Source organism: Chitiniphilus shinanonensis DSM 23277 (assembly GCF_000374805.1).
In the GTDB taxonomy this organism is placed as follows: Bacteria; Pseudomonadota; Gammaproteobacteria; order Burkholderiales; family Chitinibacteraceae; genus Chitiniphilus; species Chitiniphilus shinanonensis.
Genome location: NZ_KB895335.1, coordinates 238,749 through 257,132, shown reverse-complemented (window position 1 = coordinate 257,132; position 18,384 = coordinate 238,749). Strand labels below are relative to the sequence as shown.

12 protein-coding genes are annotated in these 18,384 nt (G+C 58.6%); 10 read left to right on the top strand and 2 right to left on the bottom strand.

The window, feature by feature from the left end; translation table 11 throughout:
* Positions 1-38: 38 nt before the first annotated feature.
* From C556_RS21400 to C556_RS19095, 10 genes are all read left to right on the top strand, one after another.
* The gene (locus C556_RS21400; RefSeq protein ID WP_018746774.1) at positions 39-1,565 is read left to right on the top strand and encodes a hypothetical protein; all 1,527 of its coding nucleotides are present in this window, start codon (positions 39-41) and stop codon (positions 1,563-1,565) included.
* Positions 1,562-1,981 carry a thioredoxin domain-containing protein gene (locus C556_RS22570; RefSeq protein ID WP_020608481.1) on the top strand — a complete coding sequence of 140 codons (420 nt, stop codon included), beginning with the start codon at positions 1,562-1,564 and terminating at the stop codon, positions 1,979-1,981. The genes C556_RS21400 and C556_RS22570 overlap by 4 nt, the downstream gene beginning before the upstream one ends.
* Before the next feature lie 79 nt (positions 1,982-2,060).
* Complete coding sequence (locus C556_RS0103130) at positions 2,061-2,951, top strand: DUF4124 domain-containing protein (RefSeq protein WP_018746773.1); 891 nt, start codon at positions 2,061-2,063, stop codon at positions 2,949-2,951.
* A 24-nt stretch (positions 2,952-2,975) separates the two neighbouring features.
* On the top strand, positions 2,976-3,716 hold the full coding sequence (locus C556_RS0103125) for an ankyrin repeat domain-containing protein (protein WP_157235764.1): 741 nt from the start codon (positions 2,976-2,978) through the stop codon (positions 3,714-3,716).
* 197 nt (positions 3,717-3,913) lie between these two features.
* Complete coding sequence (locus tag C556_RS0103120) at positions 3,914-4,615, top strand: ankyrin repeat domain-containing protein (protein ID WP_169338587.1); 702 nt, start codon at positions 3,914-3,916, stop codon at positions 4,613-4,615.
* A 296-nt stretch (positions 4,616-4,911) separates the two neighbouring features.
* Positions 4,912-5,865: a DUF4007 family protein gene (locus C556_RS22050; RefSeq protein ID WP_211214657.1), complete on the top strand. Its 954-nt coding sequence runs from the start codon at positions 4,912-4,914 to the stop codon at positions 5,863-5,865.
* Positions 5,858-9,193 carry an ATP-binding protein gene (locus C556_RS0103110; protein ID WP_018746769.1) on the top strand — a complete coding sequence of 1,112 codons (3,336 nt, stop codon included), beginning with the start codon at positions 5,858-5,860 and terminating at the stop codon, positions 9,191-9,193. Before C556_RS22050 ends, C556_RS0103110 begins: the two co-directional genes overlap by 8 nt.
* The gene (locus C556_RS0103105; RefSeq protein WP_018746768.1) at positions 9,186-10,028 is read left to right on the top strand and encodes a phosphoadenosine phosphosulfate reductase domain-containing protein; all 843 of its coding nucleotides are present in this window, start codon (positions 9,186-9,188) and stop codon (positions 10,026-10,028) included. The genes C556_RS0103110 and C556_RS0103105 overlap by 8 nt, the downstream gene beginning before the upstream one ends.
* Before the next feature lie 70 nt (positions 10,029-10,098).
* On the top strand, positions 10,099-12,456 hold the full coding sequence (locus C556_RS0103100) for a sensor histidine kinase (RefSeq protein WP_018746767.1): 2,358 nt from the start codon (positions 10,099-10,101) through the stop codon (positions 12,454-12,456).
* Positions 12,456-14,504 (top strand): hypothetical protein, encoded by a 2,049-nt coding sequence (locus C556_RS19095; RefSeq protein ID WP_018746766.1) that lies wholly within the window; start codon positions 12,456-12,458, stop codon positions 14,502-14,504. Before C556_RS0103100 ends, C556_RS19095 begins: the two co-directional genes overlap by 1 nt.
* A 173-nt stretch (positions 14,505-14,677) precedes the next feature.
* Here C556_RS19095 and gyrB read toward each other — a convergent pair whose 3' ends face one another.
* The gene (gene gyrB, locus C556_RS0103090) at positions 14,678-17,107 is read right to left on the bottom strand and encodes a DNA topoisomerase (ATP-hydrolyzing) subunit B (protein WP_018746765.1); all 2,430 of its coding nucleotides are present in this window, start codon (positions 17,105-17,107) and stop codon (positions 14,678-14,680) included.
* Positions 17,108-17,181: 74 nt separating this feature from the next.
* The gene (gene dnaN / locus C556_RS0103085; protein ID WP_018746764.1) at positions 17,182-18,288 is read right to left on the bottom strand and encodes a DNA polymerase III subunit beta; all 1,107 of its coding nucleotides are present in this window, start codon (positions 18,286-18,288) and stop codon (positions 17,182-17,184) included.
* Between the last annotated feature and the right edge of the window lie 96 nt (positions 18,289-18,384).

Genomic DNA, 18,384 nt, shown 5'->3' with positions numbered 1-18,384 from the left:
CCGATGCTTCCGTCGCGCCACGATGCGGGCGGCCGCTGATGCAGGCCGCGATCTCCGCCCATATCGAACCGCTGCTGATCCGCCACGCCGAGGATGCCGCGTTCTACTGGGCGCAACTGGACGGCGCGGCGCGGGCGTTCAACCTCTACCCGGAGCGGCACGCGCACTTCAACCGCCTGCTCGATGCGCATCTGGAAGGGCTGCTGGTCGCCGAGGAGCACGGCGTCGCGCCCGCGCTGAAGGCGCTGGAACGCTGGGGCCAGCCGGGCGAAGCCTTCGTCGCCGCCTGGCTGGGTTTGCAGTGGCGCCACCGCGACCCAGCGGCCATCGAAGCGCTGCTGGGCCGGGTATCCGCCGCCCCGGAATCGCTGATGCGCGGCCTGATCAGCGCCGTGGCCTGGCTGCCGGCAGCGGCCCGGCCCGAAGCGCTGGCGTATCTGGCGCAACGCGGCGAGATCGGGCAGGTGGCCGCCTTGCGCGCCGCCGCGTTGATCGGCGCCACGCCGGGCGGCTTCGACCCGTTCCCCGGCCTGGCCCCGTTGCTCGACGATCCCGGCGCGCAGCCGTCGCCGTGGGTGCGCGCCGCGGCCTGCCGCGCGCTGGCCGCGATGGCGATTCGCGCCTGGGGCGACGCGCTGCCCCATGAACAGGCCACCGGCCCGCTGAGCGAGCTTGTCGCCGCGTGGGAATCCAAATGGGTGGATGGTTTGCAGCCGACGGTCGACCACTCGCCGCCGGCCTTGCTGCGGCGGTTGCTGGAAGACAGCGAGGCGCCGGTGCGCGCCGAGGCCGCGCTCGGGCTGGCGCGCCTGTATGCGCGCGCCCCTGCCCACGCCAACCTGCTCGATGCCCGGCGCATCCTGCGCGAGGTGTTGCCGCCCCAACTGGCCGAACTGCAACGAAGCAGCGGCGCGACGCGGCAGTGGGTGCTGCGCCGGCTGCTGCGCTGGCTGGCCTGCCTGGCGTGGCTGACGCCGCCGGGCAGCCCCGACGCCGCGGCGATCCTGCGCGAGCTGCCGCCGCGCCTGGCGCTGACCTTCCTGCTGCATCACGGCGATCTGGCGCAGTTGCCGCGCATCGTCGCCTGGATGCAGGACCCATTGCTGGCTCGCCACGCCGGCTGGGTCTGGCAGACCTTGACCGGCATCGACCTGGAAGCGCACGGCCTGGTGATCGAGTCGGACGAGGCGGTCGTGGAGACCATCGCGGACGATGTGGCGGCGGGCGATCCGGCGGCCGGCGCTCCGGCGGCCGGCGCTCCGGGCGATCCGTTCGCGCTCCAGGACGCGCAGCGCGACGCGGACAACGGCCTGCCCCAGCCGGACGTGGCGCGGATCGTCGCGTATCCGGTGCCGAATGTCGCCAACACCGAACGGCACCTGCTCGGCCGCCCCGCCAGCCGGGAATGGCTGCGCAACGTGGTCGACGGCGATCATCCCCACGCGGTGCGCGCCGTCGCCGCCCACGGGCTGATGCTGCTGGCCCCGGTCGCCGCCACGCGCGTCAAGGGCCCCGTGTTCGCCGACACCCACGCCGCGCCGCAGCCTGTATCGGAGCATCGATGACCCCCTCGTCCGACATCGCCTTGCTGGACCCATGGACCGATGCCCGCCGCATCGCGGACCGCCTGAACCAGGCCGACACCCGCGCCTGCGTGGTGTTGGGCGCGCAGGCGTGGTGCGAGAAATGCCGCACCCTCTACCCGGCCCTGCTTGCCACGGCGGCGACCGAACAGCAAAGCCATCCGCTGCACCTCTGGCTGTGGCTGGATCTGGAAGAGCATGCCGAATTCATCGGCGACTACCTGCCCGAAGACCTGCCCGAACTGCTGTGCTTCGAGCGCGGCCAGCTGATCCACCGCCGCGTGCTCGAACCCGGCGCCGACCTGGGCGGAATGTCGCCGCCGATGGGGGCGGGCAGCGCGAGCGATCCCGCCGTGGCGATACTGAAGTCGCTCAGGCAGGCCAATTGGGGCGCCTAGGGCGATTCGCCCTTGCGGATAAGCCGGGACGCCGCCGCCGCCGTGATGTCGGCGTTGTCGAATTGACGGGATGAGTGCAATGGCTTCGCTTTATAAAATCACCGATGCCTACGGCAACGTCGAATACTCGGATCGCCCGCCGCTCGACCCGCGCGGCCGCAAGGTGGAAAGCGTGCAGCCCGGCCGTGGCATGGACCGGGATGCCCGGGCCGACTACCAGCAGGCGCAGACGCTGATCGGCGAAGCGAAAAAGCGCATCCCCAAGCTGAACGACTACCTGAACTACCTGGAATACCTGCGGCGCAACCGTCCCACGCATATGGCGGCGGTGATGGCGGAACTGAAGCGGCAGGACCCGCAAACCTGGCTGCTGCTGCAACGCTACCCGCAGTTCCGCCTGCTCAGCGAAAGCATGATAGGCATGAAGGCCGGCTCGAAGAACCTCGAAGCGGCGGCCGGTGGTTTAGCCGGGCTGTTCACCGGCAAGTTCTCCGGCACGCTGGAAAAATGGCTGGAAACCTCGGTGAAGGACGCGATGAAGCGCGACCGCTGGGGCCCGTTCGCCGACGTGCTGGGCAGCAAGGCCGGCACCTTGCCGACCAAGGAGGCCACCTATTCGACCTCGCGGCTGGGCCAGTACCTGAAGGCCGAGGACGCGCGCCAGGCGACGGCGGGCGCCAAGGCGGCCTCTCAGCTGAAATCCGCCGAGGCTGCGTTGCGGGCGGCCAAGGGCAGCGTGGTCACGCGGGGTTTGGGGCCGCTGGTTGACTTGGGGATTGGGTTGCTGGATACGGAAAAGGCCAGTGGAATCAGCGCGCTGCGGGCGATGCAGATTGCCAAGCGGCTTGAGGACAAGGGCATTTTTGATGTGTACGAGTCCAAGACATTTATCCAGCTGATGACGCAGCACCGTTACGATGAGGCCAATGCGTTGCTACAGAGCGCCATGCAGAACGCCGGTCAGCAATAGCCTCGATTTTGTGGAATGGACTCCATGTCGTCATTCAAGACGCTGCTCTGTTTTGTTGCCTTGCAGCTTTGTGGCCCGGCTATTTCCGCTGCGGGCGAGTTGCCCCCTGTGCTGCGGCCCTTTTGCGAGCGGGTGGAAATCAAGCCCTACTCGCCACCGCTCAAGTTGGGTTCGCGCACTGATGCGGTTCGTTATGCCATCGTGGCCGGGGAACCGACCTCCCGGTTGAGAATGCTGCTTCAGCAAAATCGGCGCGCGCTGGATCAAAAGCAAGGTGCCTTGGGTTACACGTGGCTGGAGATGGCGGCGGTGGTAGGCAACTGGCCGGCTGCTCAGGAGCTGCTCAAGGCCGGGGCCAAAGTTGATGCGCCGGGCTGGAGCGGGCAAACCCCTTTCCAGGGGGCGCTGGCCGCTGGCCAGTTCGGCATTGCCTGCCAGTTGCTCAAGGCCGGCGCCCGTCTGCCCGATGCGGCTCAAAACCCCACTTTGCTGCCGCTGGTCGCGCTCAATGACGACTTCCGTGGCGCCGCCGTGTTCGCCGATTACTTGATCCGGCATGGGGGCTACCGTGTGAATGCGACGGCATTCGGAACCCGCGATACCGCATTGATGATTGCTGCGGAGCTGGGCAACCAACAACTGGTCGAGGTGCTGCTCGCCCGTGGTGCGGATGTCTCGCAGAAAAACAGCAGCGGCCAGACTGCGCGCGATCTCGCCATCGCGGCGGGAAACCAAAGCATCGCGCAGTTGCTGGGCAAGCGGTGATCGGCAAATTCGGGTGTCGCCGCACCGCCGTGCCAACCGGGAACCGATAAAGGGGCTTTCAGTTGGCGATGAGGGTTTCCGGGTCCGTGTGCCGGGCGGTATCGCAGGCGCTGGTCATCGGCATCCTGCTTCAAGCAACGGTCGCGGGTGCCGCGCCATCTTCCGCGGTCGATCGCTGCCCCGCATCCGAGGTCGACGTGACCGAGTTGTTGAACTGGAGCGAGCAAGCCGCGCGTGCGCAAGCGACGAACAAGCCGATCCCGCCACTGCCGGGTGATGAATACGCCGTGCACTTCCTCAACGCCTTGGCGCCCAGCGCGGGCACGGCAGGGATCGCCCGCATGCTGCAGGCGGGCGCCAGCCCGAACGCCTGTCTCATCGACATGAGTTGGCTTGGCTACGCCACGGTCATCAGCACGCCCGCCCAAGTTCGCTACCTGCTGGATCGTGGCGCGCGCCCTGACGAACCCAGGGACAGCGACGGTGGCACGCCGTTGATGAGCGCCATCGCCGCGAGCCGGTGGGACAACGCGCATGTCCTGCTCGATCTGGGCGCCAGCGCGGTTGCCATGACGGATGGTGGCATGACCGCGTTGCATCTGCTGGCAATGGCCTCATGCCCGGATGGCACGACCTGCCCGGCGAAGCAGTCGTTGGCGAAACGACTGCTGGCCATGAAAACGCCGGTGAATGCACGGGTCCGCCGGCAGGGCACCACCGCATTGATGCTCGCCGCACTGCGGGGCGACGTTGCGCTGATCGAGCTGCTGTTGGCTGATGGCGCAGATCCAAGCCTCAAGAACCAGCGCGGCAAGACCGCGCTGATGCTGGCCGAACAGGCCGACCGGCGGGAGGCCGCCGCATTGCTCAGGCAGCACGGCAAGGCGCCGAAGCATTGAGCTTCCCGTTGCAGGATGGGTTGGATGCGGGCATTGCCGGCGAGCGTATCAAGGCTCACCTCATCCTCTTTATTCTTCCATCATAAAACTTCCGTTCCGAGCGCTAGATCGTTGAGCAGAGCGAGAGTGCACGTGATGACATTCTGGTGGGGTTTTGGCTTGCTCGCGCTTGAGCAGTAGATCAACGACACCAAGGATGAAAGAGAATTTTTTGCAAAAAATCATAAGGTTGCTTGTTCTTTTCGCTTGCAGGCTAAGCAGGAAAGGAGCGTAGTTTTACACGCGGCGGCCAACTGGTGACCATCACCAGTTGGCCGCCTTATAATGCTGCTATGACTACCCAAGCACGCTCCGGGGTTCCTGCCCACTTCTCAGGACATGAGACTTTCCCACTTCGTCAGATGTGGCTGAAAAAGGTCTTTAATCGCGCTGACCCCAACGGGAAAATCCTCAAAACTGCCTTTGCTGACGCCGATGCCATTGCCAAGTTTGGCGTTGGCAAAAACATGGTCGCGTCCATGAAACATTGGGCTTTGGCGTGCGGAATCCTTGATGAGATCGACTCGGAAGGGTTCCAAGTAAACGAGCTTGCTGCTGAGATATTGCGTGATGACGGATTGGATCCTTACGCAGAAAACCCCGCGACCGCATGGCTCGTGCATTGGCAGCTAGCAGGGCGATGTATACGGTCTACCACGTGGTTTTGGTTGTTCAATCACGTATCGGCTCCCACTTTCTCCCGTGCAGACTTGGAAGAGTCTTTGAATGACTATGCCCGGGATCTTGACCCCAAACACCGTTTGTCGAAAGTGACGATTTCCAGGGATTTGGAGACGTGCGTTCGAAGTTATGCGCCGCGTGCGGCTGGAGGAACGCCGGAAGATTTCGCCGAACCTCTGTTAGGAGAACTTGGTTTACTCCAAGAAGTGTACAAGGGGCACTACGCTTTCCGTCGAGGCCCAAAGTCATCGCTGCACGTAGGCGTTTTTGCTTATGCACTTGTTGACTTTTGGGACCGTATTGCATCAGGGCAAAGTTCATTGGCATTTGAGACGATTGCCTACGAAGAAGGATCGCCGGGGCGCGTATTCAAACTCGATGAGGAGTCGATTGCCCAAAAGTTGATTGCGCTTTCGGATTTCACTGGCCAGAAACTTGAATGGACTGATTCCGCTGGTCTTCGCCAAGTCCATCGCAAAGAACTGTCCAAGGAAGACATTAAGAACATGATCAGGCGGGCATATGACTGACCAGATGCAACAGACTCTGGCAGATGTTGTCCAGATTTCGCGCCAATACCAGCGCTCCATCCGCATCGACGCCGACATTGGCAGAGCTGACGCCCTATCCGGCTACATCTGCCACGCGACTGCGACTGCTGTCATCGATGGGATATGCAATCAGCTTGTTAGCACTAACCAGCGCTGCTTTACTTGGACCGGCCCGTTTGGCGGAGGTAAAAGCTCGCTCGCTGTCGCCTTGGCGAGCGCATTACATCCCGACGAAGATCTCCGCACGAAGGCCCGCCAAGTCCTGAGCCTAGACTCCAAGCCCACTTTCGACAGAGCCTTCCCCGTCCAAGCGGGGTGGTTGATTGTCCCGGCAGTGGGCCGCCGAGGCAGCGTAGTCAGCGACCTCCATGCGGCAGTATGTCGTGCGCTGGGCAGGACGATCGATCGCTCTAACGAGCCAAACGCGCAAAGCCTCATCGCTGATTTACTTGAACAGGCTAAGAGTCGTCCACATGACGGTGTGCTGCTATTGATCGATGAGATGGGCAAATTCTTGGAGGCATCGGCCCTCGGCTCGGAGGATGACGTCTATTTCTTCCAAGAGCTGGCTGAAGCCGCAGCGCGTTCTGAAGGGCGGCTTGTTGTCATCGGCGTGCTACATCAATCTTTTGCACAGTATTCGGCCCGCTTGGGTATCGATACTCGTGACGATTGGGCAAAGGTGCAAGGACGTTATGCCGACTTGCCCTTCGTGGCCGCAAGCGATGAAGTTGTTGAGCTGATTGGCCGCGCAATCGAAACAGACGAGCGCCCGCTTGAGATGCGAGACGCATCCAAGATCATCGCGGATGCAATCCGGTCTCGCAGGCCTGCTGTGGGGACAAACTTTGCCACGGCATTGGAAGCTTGCTGGCCATTGCATCCTGCTATGGCAGCCCTGTTAGGGCCAATCTCCAAGCGACAGTTCGGGCAGAACGAGCGCAGTACGTTTGGATTCTTGTCTTCGGTTGAGCCTCATGGCTTCCACTCATATCTGAATTCGACGCTCAAGAGCGAAGCGAGTTGGTACCGCCCGAATGACTACTGGGACTACCTGCGCTCGAACCTGGAGCCGGCAATTCTCGCTTCTGCAGATGGGCATCGCTGGTCCCAAGCAGTTGAGGCTGTAGAGCGAGCAGAAGCCAAAGCCGGCGACCCACTTTTGGTGGCGCTTATCAAGAACATCGCGGTCATCGACCTGTTCCGCAACGGATCAGGCTTGGCCGCCGATGCCTTCGTGCTTGGCTCGCTCTTCCTTGACCAAGAGAGAGAAGAGCTCGATGCTGCACTTCAAAAACTGCGCTCGCTGAAAGTTGTTCTCTACAAGAGCTATACCGGTGCCTGGTCGGTATTTGAGGGCAGCGATTTCAATATTGATGCGGCTATTACCCAAGCCATGGCTGCATCTTCGAGTATCGATTATGGCCGTCTAGCCCAGCTTATGAGCCTGCATCCTGTGGTAGCCAAACGGCATTACCATCAGACTGGCACCATGCGCTGGATGGAACTCTCGCTGTGCAGTATCGAGGAGGCGGAGAAGATCGCAGCCAAGTTCCAGCCCAAGAACGGCGAGTTTGGTGCGTTTATCCTTGCATTGCCTGGCAAAGGAGAGAGCCAGCAGGCATCTCAATTGCGCGCTCGGGCCTGCTCCAGGCTTTGCCCCTGGCCAGTGATGGTTGGTATTCCTGCCAATCATGCTCGCATCGCTGAGCTTTCTGCTGAGCTGGTAGCGCTGGAGCAAGTCAAAGATAGCCATGAGCTCCAAGGCGATGCAGTCGCTCGACGTGAGGTCTATGCTCGGCTGGTCGCCACGCGAGCAAGCCTGGAGTATCAGCTCCAAACTGCGGTGTCGCAGGCTCAGTGGCACAACGGAACCGATGAAGCCGTTGAACTAGGCTCAAAGCTCTCGCCCATTGCCTCACGCCTCGCAAATGAATTGTTCAGCAGTTCGCCGCCAATTTGGAGCGAGTTGGTTAACCGAGATGGCGTGTCGAGCAACAGCGTGAAGGCTCGACGCGAGCTGCTGCACGCGATGATTAAGGCCGAGGGTCAGGAGGCACTAGGCTTCGAGGGATTTCCCGCTGAACGAGGGCTTTACGAGACCCTACTCAATAGCACGGGGTTGCATCGTAAAGACACCTCTGGTGCATGGCGTTTCACGCCACCTGGCGATGGTTTTGCGGCAGGATTTGAACCCCTTTGGAGAGCGACTAGGTCCCTGTTTTCGGATGCCGCTACCCGAATAGGCGCGCACGAAATTTACTCGCTGTGGAGCGCGCCGCCTTTCGGTGTAAGGCTGGGTGTGCAACCTGTCATCTTTGCGGCTTTTTTGTTGGCTCATAAGGCCAACGTCGCCGTTTACAAGGATGGTATGTTCGTCCCGAGGTTGACCGACTTCGACATTGACGAGTGCCTTCAGGATCCAAATCGCTTCTCGTTGCGCTGGGTAGCCATTGATGAGGACAAGAGCCGCATTCTTCAGGGTATTTCTAAGCTCCTAACAGAAGTTGGCGAGAAGGCCGAGGCGGCAGACCCACTTGAAGCTGCTCGTGGGCTAGTGGCGATGGTGTTTAATCTTCCCGAATGGTCTCAAAGGACTGCTCGGTTGGGGCAAACAGCCAAGGACATGCGTGACCTGCTTCTAAAGGCCAGCGACCCCCACAAGGTCTTATTCGTTGATCTCACTTCGCTGCTGAATGCGGCCAATGGCAAAACCTACGTGAAGGCCTTACGTGCCCCCCTTCAAGAGCTCGCTGGTGCTTACGGAAAGATGCTGAACGAGGTAGAGGCCAAGATGTTCGAAGCGCTTGATGCGAGCCGCGATGATCTTAAGGCTCTGCGTGAAAGAGCTAGGTCCGTCACGGGTATTTCGGGTGATCTACGCCTTGATGCATTTGCGACACGCTTGGCCAACTTCGACGGCAGCAGGGCTTCGCTTGAGGGCATTCTGAGCTTGGCAGCTGAAAAACCCCCGAGGGATTGGGTTGACCGTCACATCGATGCCGCGATTTTGGAGCTGGTGAAGTTTGCTCGGCGTTTCCGTGAAGCTGAAGCGTTTGTAGCAGTGCAGGGGCGTAAAGCGCATAGCGAAGCAATTGCTGTTGTCATCGGCGCAGGGGCGGATACGAAGACTATTTCGCGTTCGTTCGCGATATCTGATCGCTACCGCGAGACAGTAGAGACCAAGGCCGACGAGGTCGCTTCGCTGCTGGAAGGTCAAGGATTGAAAACTGAAGTCCTACTAGCGATTCTGGCCAAGGCGGGGATGAAGTTGGCGTCTATCGATAAGGAGGCTACAGATGGCTGAGCGGCACGTTCTCGGTATCTCTGGCGGGAAAGACAGTGCCGCACTGGCTGTCTACATGCGCGACCGCCACCCTGAGCTCGACATCGACTACTTCTTTACCGACACCGGTGAGGAGCTTCCCGAGGTTGAGGAGTTCCTTGGGAAGCTTGAGGGCTTTCTTGGCAAGCCGATCGCACGCCTGAATCCCAAGCGGACTTTCAACTTTTGGCTGCGTCAATACAACCACTTTCTACCCAATCCTAACTCGCGCTGGTGCACCCGGCAGTTGAAGCTGGCTCCGTTCGAAGAGTGGGTTAGGCCTATGCTGGCAGCTGGTGACACGGTCACCTCATACGTTGCCATTCGAGCCGATGAGGACTACCGAGAAGGCTATGCAGCCAAGGCAGACAATTTGTTCGTTAAGCTACCCTTTCGTGAGGCAGGGATCGACAAGGCAGGGGTGATCGACATTTTGGAGAACTCCGGCGTCGGCTATCCCAAGTATTATGACTGGCGTTCGCGCAGCGGGTGCACGTTCTGCTTCTTCCAGCAAAAGATTGAATGGGTTCGCCTCAGGGAGAGGCATCCCGAGGCCTACGAAGCGGCGAAGGCCTTGGAGAAGGACGCTTTGGAGCACGGCTCTCCCTTTACGTGGTCTAAGGGCGAATCTCTTGGCGACTTGGAGCAACCGGAGCGCGTGGCGGAGATCGAGGCGGAATACGAGATTCGCCGCACTCGCATACGTAGAGCCATCCCGATCAATCCGCTGCGGCCTGAGAAAGCCTGCCCTGAGGACATCGATGACGTCTACGGCGAGGACGAAGGCGGCGGATCCTGCTTGATCTGCCATAAGTGAGAAATGGAATGCGCTTATTCAGCGGCGGATCAATTATTGATACGGTGATGGGATACTAAGGAAACATACAGTGTTCAAAATCACGGCACGCACGGTTTTGGAGCTAGGTTCTGAACTAATTAGTTCAGACATCATTGCTTTTTATGAACTGATTAAGAACGGTTTTGATGCTAGGACCAAGGATGGCGTCGACATCCGGTTCAATATAGTAATTCGTCGCAATGCTTACTTAGAGTTGCGCCGCAAAGCGCTCGCGAATCCAAAATCAACCAGCGTAGTTACTTCACTCGCACTTGCTGCGTTGAATGCTGATGCGTCCATTGAGCTGCTTGACCAATCCAAGGTGCTGATTCAAAAAGCAAATACTGGCCAAGAACTTGCGGACGCCCTCGATAAAATTTACGAGATGAGCCACATTGTCATTAGCGACACGGGCTCTGGCATGTCCGTTGATGACCTGAACAATAATTTCTTAGTCATTGGCACTGCGTCTCGAAAGCGAGAGGTTGACAAAGCCCTCCGAGCTGGCGAGTCAAAATCGCCGTTTCTTGGAGAGAAGGGCATTGGGCGGTTATCCGCTATGCGGCTTGGTGACATGCTTCGAGTTGAGACAGCCAGAGCTACAGACAGCCGTATCAATTGTCTCCACATCGACTGGTCTGCCTTCACCCAAATTGATGCCATGCTGGCGGATATCGACATTTATCCCACACTCGGCGATGCAATTGAGAACACCGGTTGGTCGGGGACGCGAATCATCATTGGAAAGCTCACCGAAGATTGGACTGCAGAACGTATTAAGCGAATGGCGGACTATGACTTCTCACGTTTGACGGATCCCTTTATTGATCCCAAGAAACGCCCACGAGTTGCACTGTATTGGAATGAGGAGCGCATCGGTATTCCGTGGATGCAAAAAGCGCTTATCCAAGGTGCGCATGTGTCCGTCAGCGGGGCATACACAGTCGCGGAGGGAAAGCCGCAGCTCACATGTGATATAGAGATAAAAAATCTTGGCTTTCCCCATCCGGTGGAGTCAGAAAACTATCTCATTTCAGCCGAAGACCTTGAATCGGCTGTGATTGGCACCTCGCGAGAAATACCAGAAAGCGCTCTTGCATCACTGGGACCATTCACCTTCCAGGTACATTGGTATAACCGGCGTCTTCTCACTTCTATGGATGGGATTGGCGACCTGCGAGCGGTGCGAGAACAGCAGCAGCGTTGGTCTGGGATTCTGCTATATCGAGATGGATTCCGGGTATTCCCCTATGGTGAGGACGAAGATGACTGGCTTGCCTTGGATCGCAAGGCGCTAGCCCGAACCGGATACACCCTCAACAAGGCTCAGTTCGTAGGCAAAGTTGAAATTTCACGGGTTAATAATCCCGCTTTGGTTGACCAAACCAATCGGGAAGGCCTACGCGAAACCCCTGAGCAGCAAGTTTTTTTGGGAATCATGCAATACGTGATTCAGGACTTGCTATTCAAGTCGATGAAGAACGTTGAGAAGCAATATAAGTCACAGAAGGTTGACCTCAGCCAAGCTAAAACTGAGGTCGCGAACTTAGACACCCGCGCGAAAAACGCTTTAGCAAAACTTCGGAAAATCGCCCCAAGGGATGACCCATCTCTTGAAGAGCTTCAACAAACACTGTTTGATTTTTCAGAGTTCGCAGAGCGCGCTCGCCAACGCATTGAGGAAGTTGAACAAGAAAGTCGGCAGATGATAGAGATGGCTGGAGTTGGCCTCATGGTCGAGGTCGTGGCTCATGAGCTTGCACGAGCATCTGAAAACGCCCTCGAAAACCTCGAGGCGCTTCGAGGCAAGAATGTTCCTGCGGAAGTCAAGGTAAAGTTGGACTCCCTCAGGGCTCAAATGAAAAGCGTGGGTAAGAGGATTCGGGTGTTGGATCCTCTTAGCGTCTCAGGACGTCAGCGCGTCGAAACATTTGATTTGCGTGACCTCATCCTGAACACGCTTGAAGCCCATGAAGCTCAGTTTGAGCGCCACAAAATCTCAGTGAAGCTCTCCATGTCGGATGACGCGGTAAATGTGCGAACTGTTAAGGGCATGGTAGTTCAAATAATTGAAAATCTGATCTCAAATTCTAAATATTGGCTGGACATGGGTGCTGGCAAGCAATCCGGAAAGAAGTCCACGATCTCCATTACGCTTTTGCCCTCCCCCCCGACCATCCTCTTCGAAGACAACGGCCCCGGCATTGCTCAAGAAAACTGTGAGCGCATTTTCAGATCCTTCTTCTCGTTGAAAGAGAAATCGAAGCGCCGTGGACTTGGCTTATTCATCGCGCGCGAGTGTGCGACCTACATGGGGGGCACCTTGACGCTTGATCCCAGTCCAGAAAACGCCAATGGCCGCCTCAATCGTTTCATACTTGAACTTCCATTGAACACGACAAAATAATGGCTGAACTCGCAGATATCCTCGCCGCGGCGAACATCACTAGAGCACTAATCGTCGATGACGCCATCGATGAAATTCCACTTGCCGATGATCTCTCAGTTGATAGTCAGCAGTGGACACAGTTCTTTGATGATTTGAGCGCGGATGACCATAATTCATTAGATGTTGCTTTCCCTGGATACTCAGAGCTGGAGGCGGAGGAGCTTCAAAAGTCAGACGGATTTGTGCGTTGCCTTTGGGATAATAGGAAGCAAATCGCTCCAATGCTCTGTCAAACATTGTTTGCGCGGTACACAGCAGACATGCAAGCAGACATTGGACACTTAAATGTTTTGCGTGAGTTGCTCGAAGCCTCTGGCTTGACGTGCAATTTAGTGGGACGAGATTTTGTGCCTGCAGTTGCCGATACTGACATTGTCTTCATGGATCTCTACCTCTGCTCGGCGCAGCGGACGGACGATATCAAAGTGTCTATTGATGGCCTTGCTAGCGCGATTGCGGAGCGAAAGACGAAACCCCCACTCGTAATCCTTATGTCCCGGAGCAATAGGCTAGAGGATAAACGATCGGAGTTTCGTGAAGGAACCAAGCTTTTTGAAAGTACTTTCCGGATCTTGGTGAAGGCGGATATCCAAGTGGATGGTGTGGTGCAGAGAATCTTGGGCCGGCTGGCGACACACTATCAAAATTCCCTCAAGCTCTCAGAATTTGTATGCGCATGGGAAGACGGTCTTGATGCGGCAAGGGACAGGACCACTGCCCTCATCCGAAGGCTTGGGTTATCCGACCTAGCACAGATCCAATATCTATTGCTGTCGGCAGAGGGTGAGCCAATGGGTAGCTATTTGGTCGATGTTTTCGACAAGGTCCTGCAACACGAAATTGAAGCTAATGCCTCCATCATCGACACGGCTTTGGCGTTGAACGAACTCGACACGGCAAAATTTCCAGCGCCTCTTGTGCCCGGAGCAAACGATCTTTTGGAATTTGTCGAGCATTCGCTCTTTCATAATCGCGCTCGGCTAAGACTTCCCGGTGCCATTGACTCTAGTGTTTCCTTTGGCGATGTCTTGCGCAGAAAACCAGCGGTCTCCGTCGTAAAAGCCGCTGCTGGGCTTGCCGAAGCAACGTCACCCGTTGCTGCCGACGTCGTTGTACCAGTAGTTCTTCCTGAGATCCAGGGAGACATGGTTGTCGCCGTTCTGAGTCCTGCCTGTGACTTGCAGCGCAATCAGCTAAAACGAGTGCTGCTACTCGCTGGTGATCTTCTGGTCTTGAGAACAGAAGCGTGGAGTGCGAAGAACGATGGTGCAAAGACTCCAATTTTTGATATGGGAGATGGCATCCGACGGTGTATTAAATGGGACCTGAAACATGTTCTCACCCTCACCCACGCTGAGCTGAGCGACCTTTTACTTTCTGACCAGGCTGCTTTTGAAAAAATCGGTCGATTACGCGATCTGCATGCTTTGGAAATTCAGCAAAAGCTCTTGTCCTCTATGGGTCGCGTAGGCTTGGCGGCACCTATGCCCGCAACCCATGCGGTCAGAATCGAGGCATTCACTGTAGGCACCGACAAAAAGCTGCGAAGCTTGAATATCGCATCTTTAGCCGATGGGGGCGTGTGCTACATTGGCAGAAACCCCGATGGGGAAAAGCCACAAGAGAAGCTTGTTCTTACTGAACGCGCTTGCGAAGACATTTGCCGCGCAATCGATCAAATAGACCCCGATACGGTTCACGAGCGATCGAAAGATATTCTCAAATCTATCCAGAAGTCGAGCATTTTGTATGAGACGTTGGAACACGGCCTTATCGTTTCCAACCGCAGTAGTGAAAATTTCATTGAGTTCAAATCGGCAAACTCTGTAACGCAAGGTCTTGTTGCCAGAAACAAAAAGCAGATCGACACGCTCTCCATGACGAGCAGGGATCTTCAGCATTCTGGCCTTGTATTGATTGCATATGATGCATCTGCCAATGTGCCAGATTCTCCTGCCGAGGAAGCAGACCTAAAGGATGCTCCCGGTGACGCTGCGCTGCAATAAGCCTAAAGGGAATCTGGGGTGAGTATCGAAGCCTCGAAGCGTGGGTTCAGCGAATCGAATCGCTGTATGGACAGCTGAATAAAAAGAAGCCTCCCACTAGGGGAGGCTTCCAGATAAATCCCAGAAATCTAGAGATTTGGGAAAAATCTAGATCTCAATCGGATCCTACATCATCAAACATCAATATTCCGCGCCACCAACGCATTCTGCTCGATGAAGTGCCGGCGCGGTTCCACCTGGTCGCCCATCAGAGTGGTGAAGATTTCGTCGGCGGTGACGGCGTCGTCGATGGTGACCTTCAGCAGGCGGCGCACGCTGGCGTCCATTGTCGTTTCCCACAGCTGCTCGGCGTTCATCTCGCCCAGGCCTTTGTAGCGCTGGATAGTGATGTTGCGGCGCACTTCGTTCAGCAGCCAGTTCAGCGCCTGGCTGAAGCTGCTCACGGGCAGGGCGTTTTCGCCGCGGCGGACTTTGGCGTCGGGGCCCAGCAGGCCGGAGAGCATGTCGGCGGTTTTGCGCAGTTGCAGGTAGTCGCCGCTCTTGAGGAAGTCGTCGTCGATGTACTGCACGGCCACCACGCCGTGCTGGCGGCGTTCGATCTTCATCGCGCAGCGCTCGCCGTGCTCGTCGCTGGTGATCTCGAACTGGTAGATCGGGTTGCCGATGGCCTGCTCCAGCATGTCGGCGCTAGCCTGGGCGGCTTCGGGGGTGTCCAGGTCGAGCGGGCCGCTGGCGAGGATGGCGTTGAGGATGGCCGGGTCGAGGAAGCGGCTTTCGCGCTCCATCACGGCTTCGGCGATGAAGTATTGGCGCGCCAGCGCTTCCAGCGCGTCGCCGGCGATGCCGGGGCGGCCTTCGCCGGGAAGCAGCTCGGCGTTGTTCAGGGCGGCGCGCAGCAGGTATTGCTTCATCTCCTGATCGTCTTTCAGGTAGGTCTCGCTCTTGCCATGCTTGATCTTGTACAGCGGCGGCTGGGCGATGTAGATGTAGCCGCGCTCCACCAGTTCGGGCAACTGGCGGTAGAAGAAGGTCAGCAGCAGGGTGCGGATGTGGCTGCCGTCGACGTCCGCGTCGGTCATGATGATGATGCGGTGGTAGCGCAGCTTGTCGATGTTGAAGTCGTCCTGGCCGATGCCACAGCCCAGGGCGGTGATCAGGGTGGCGATCTGTTCGCTGCTGATCAGTTTGTCGAAGCGGGCGCGTTCCACGTTCAGCACCTTGCCGCGTAGCGGCAGGATGGCCTGGAACTTGCGTTCGCGGCCCTGCTTGGCGGTACCGCCGGCGGAGTCGCCCTCCACTAGGTAAAGCTCGGACAGCGCGGGGTCCTTTTCCTGGCAGTCGGCCAGCTTGCCGGGCAGGCCCAGGCCGTCCAGCACGCCCTTGCGGCGGGTGATTTCACGCGCCTTGCGCGCGGCTTCGCGGGCGCGGGCGGCCTCGACGATCTTGCCGCAGATGATCTTGGCGTCACTGGGGTTCTCCAGCAGGAACTCGGCCAGCGCGCTGCTGATCACTTCGTTCACCACCGGGCCGATCTCGCTGGAGACCAGCTTGTCCTTGGTCTGGCTGCTGAACTTGGGATCGGGCAGCTTCACGCTCAGCACGCAGGTCAGGCCTTCGCGCATGTCGTCGCCGCTGGTTTCCACCTTGGCTTTCTTGGCGAATTCACCCTGCTCGATGTACTGGTTCAGGGTACGGGTCATCACCTGGCGCAAGGCGGTCAGGTGGCTGCCGCCATCGCGCTGCGGGATGTTGTTGGTGAAGCACTGCACCGATTCCTGGTAGGAATCGTTCCATTGCATCGCCACTTCGGCGGTCATGCCGTCCTTCTCGCCGATGGCGTAGAAGATATGCGGGTGCAGCACGCTCTTGCTGCGGTTCATGTATTCGACAAAGCCGCGCACGCCGCCGGAATAGGCGAAGTTCTCTTCCTTGCCGGTCACGCGGTCGATCAGCTCGATGCTGACGCCGTTGTTGAGGAACGACAGTTCGCGGATGCGCTTGGCCAGGATTTCGAAGTGGAATTCCACCTGGCCGAAGGTTTCGACGCTGGCCAGGAAATGCACTTCGGTGCCGCGCTTCTCGGTATTGCCCACCACTTTCAGCGGGGCCACCGCTTCGCCCTGGCGGAACTCCATCTCGTGCACGTGGCCATCGCGGCGGATGGTCAGGCGCAGCCAGTCGGACAGCGCGTTCACCACCGAGACGCCCACGCCGTGCAGGCCGCCGGACACCTTGTAGCTGTTCTGGTCGAACTTGCCGCCGGCGTGCAGTTCGGTCATGACGATTTCGGCGGCGGAGCGCTTGAACTCGTCGTCTTCCTTGATCGCGGTGGGAATGCCGCGGCCGTTGTCTTCCACGCTGATCGACTGGTCGGGGTGGATGATGACCCTGATCTTGTCGCAATGGCCGGCCAGCGCTTCGTCGATGGCGTTGTCCAGCACTTCGAACACCATGTGGTGCAGGCCGGTGCCGTCCTGCGTGTCGCCGATGTACATGCCCGGGCGCTTGCGCACCGCTTCCAGCCCTTTGAGGATACGGATGCTGTCGGCGCCGTATTCCTTGGGTTCGTCGTTTTGCGGAATGTGATCGTGGTTTTCGCTCATGGGGTACTTTTTTCAGCCTGCATGAAAGACAAAAGGTCGGGGATCGGCCCCGACCTTGCGGCGCTCATGTTCGTCTAGATGCGCATCGGCATGACGATGTATTTGAAGTGCTCGTTGTCGGCGATGGTCACCAGCACCGACGAGTTGACGTCGCCGAAGGTGAAGTTCAGCTGTTCCACCGAAAGATTGGTCAGTACATCGAGCAGGTACTGGATGTTGAAGCCGATATCCAGCGGGGCGCCGGTGTAATCCACTTCCACTTCTTCCTGGGCTTCTTCCTGCTCGTTGTTGTTGCACAGGATCTTCAGCACGCCGTCGGTCAGCACCAGCCGCACGCCGCGGAATTTCTCGTTGGAAAGGATGGCGGCGCGTTGCAGCGCGGCCAGCAGCAGCGGGCGCTCGATGGTGAGCAGCTTGTCGTTGTTCTGCGGGATCACGCGGTTGTAGTCGGGGAACTTGCCGTCCACCACCTTGGAGTGGATGACCACGTTGCCGAAGCTGAACTTCACCTGGTTGCCGGCGATGTCGATGGTGACTTCGTCGTCCACTTCCTGCAGCAGCTTGTACAGTTCCAGGATGGTCTTGCGCGGCAGGATCACTTCGTTCTTGTCGAAGCTGGTTTCCAGTTCGGCGGACGCGTAGGCCAGGCGGTGGCCGTCGGTGGCGACCAGCTTGAGATGGTTGCCCTCGGTGACCAGGAACAGGCCGTTCAGGTAGTAGCGGATGTCCTGGTGGGCCATGGCGTATTGCACGCGGCCGAGCAGGGCCTTCAACTGGCCTTGCGGCATGCGCACGGTGGCGCGCAGGTTGGTGTCCACCGACAGGGTGGGAAAGTCGGCCGAAGGCAGGGTCTGCAAGGCGAAGCGGCTCTTGCCGGCCTTCACGGTCAGGCGCGATTCGTTTTCCTCGAAGGTCACCACCGATTTGTCGGGGATGGCGCGCAGGATGTCGGAAAGCTTCTTGGCGGATACGGTGAGCGCGAAGTCGTTGCCGGAAAACCCGTCGGCCTGGGTGCTGGCGATCTGGATTTCCAGGTCGGTGCCGGTGAAGGCGAGGGTGTCGCCGCTCTTCTGGATCAGGACGTTCGACAGGATGGGCAAGGTGTGCCGACGTTCAACGATGCCGGTCACGGTTGCCAGCGGTTTCAGGAGCGCGTCGCGTTCGGCTTGCAGGAGTTGCATCGTGATGAATCCGCAAAGAAGTTAAACAGAGGGATGTTACCCGATTCGGGCGGCGCTTTCGACACGCTGCCAGGGGCTGCTGAACGGGCGCCTGCG

Excerpts from the sequence above, each read along its gene's own strand:
- C556_RS21400 (WP_018746774.1), top strand. The coding sequence starts at position 39 with ATGCAGGCCGCGATCTCCGCCCATATCGAACCGCTGCTGATCCGCCAC.
- C556_RS22570 (WP_020608481.1), top strand. The coding sequence starts at position 1,562 with ATGACCCCCTCGTCCGACATCGCCTTGCTGGACCCATGGACCGATGCC.
- C556_RS0103130 (WP_018746773.1), top strand. The coding sequence starts at position 2,061 with ATGGCTTCGCTTTATAAAATCACCGATGCCTACGGCAACGTCGAATAC.
- C556_RS0103125 (WP_157235764.1), top strand. The coding sequence starts at position 2,976 with ATGTCGTCATTCAAGACGCTGCTCTGTTTTGTTGCCTTGCAGCTTTGT.
- C556_RS0103110 (WP_018746769.1), top strand. The coding sequence starts at position 5,858 with ATGACTGACCAGATGCAACAGACTCTGGCAGATGTTGTCCAGATTTCG.
- C556_RS0103105 (WP_018746768.1), top strand. The coding sequence starts at position 9,186 with ATGGCTGAGCGGCACGTTCTCGGTATCTCTGGCGGGAAAGACAGTGCC.
- C556_RS19095 (WP_018746766.1), top strand. The coding sequence starts at position 12,456 with ATGGCTGAACTCGCAGATATCCTCGCCGCGGCGAACATCACTAGAGCA.
- gyrB (WP_018746765.1), bottom strand. The coding sequence starts at position 17,107 with ATGAGCGAAAACCACGATCACATTCCGCAAAACGACGAACCCAAGGAA.
- dnaN (WP_018746764.1), bottom strand. The coding sequence starts at position 18,288 with ATGCAACTCCTGCAAGCCGAACGCGACGCGCTCCTGAAACCGCTGGCA.